Genomic DNA, 1,008 nt, shown 5'->3' with positions numbered 1-1,008 from the left:
GAACAGTGAAAAAATGGCCTCACTGTCAAAATTCCTCGATACCATCATTGCCAATATTCCCTCCTGCGTCATCGTTGAAGATGTGGTGTCGCGCGAGATCTTGTTGATCAACAGCAAGGCGGAAAAACTGCTGGGCGGCACGCAGCGTGACTTTATCGGCAAACGTGCGCCGGACTGCATGACGGCAGAGATGGGCGAGTACTTTATGCAGCTCTCCGACACCGCGCAGCGCAAAGAAGGGATGCAGCGCAACGAGCGGCTGCTGACCACGCCGGGCGGTGACCGCATTATCAATGGCAGCGCATCGATCATTCGTGGTAACGATGAGCACCATAACTATGTGTTGCTGATCGCGGATGATGTGACCGATCAACGCGCAGCCGATGCCCGTATTCATCATATGGCGCATCACGATAACCTCACCAGCCTGCCAAACCGTGTTCTGTTCAGCCAGCGCCTGACCGAAGCGCTGCGTGAAGACCGTGATGCGCGCCGTAAGACGGCAATGCTGGGCCTTGATCTGGATAATTTTAAAAACGTTAACGATGCGCTGGGTCACCAGGTGGGGGATGATCTGCTGCGTTCAGTGGCGGTGCGGCTACGCGCGGTATTGCGCGAGCAGGACACGCTGGCACGCAGCGGTGGCGACGAGTTCTCGATTGTGCTGCCAGGGTTGACGCATCAGCAGGAAGCCGAAGCGGTCGCCAGCCGCCTGATTGAAACCCTTCGTCCGCCGTTCAACGTCGATGGTCATAACCTGTCCGTCGGGCTGAGTGTGGGGATTGCGATTGCGGACAACGGCATGACCACGCCGGATGAACTGCTGCGCTGTGCAGATATGGCGTTGTATGAAGCCAAGCGTAACGGCCGTAACCGCTTTGAGCACTTCACCGTGGCCATGAGTGATATGGCACAGAAGCGCCGGGTGATTGAAAGCGACCTGCGTGAGGCCATCACCTGCCGCCAGCTCAGACTCTATTACCAGCCGATCACGAACAACCTGCACCG

At 57.3% G+C, this 1,008-nt stretch carries 1 protein-coding gene; it reads left to right on the top strand.

All coding sequences use genetic code 11. The annotated features are described in order from the left end of the window. Nucleotides 1–1,008, top strand: a 1,008-nt coding sequence (locus WH277_RS02325) for a GGDEF domain-containing protein (RefSeq protein ID WP_339504180.1), incomplete at both ends; no start/stop codon positions are given.

Origin of the sequence: Erwinia sp. MYb416 (assembly GCF_037479575.1) — a bacterium.
Classification (GTDB): Bacteria; Pseudomonadota; Gammaproteobacteria; order Enterobacterales; family Enterobacteriaceae; genus Erwinia; species Erwinia rhapontici.
The sequence above is the reverse complement of the archived record's forward strand: the minus strand, read 5'-3'. Positions and strand labels throughout refer to the sequence as shown.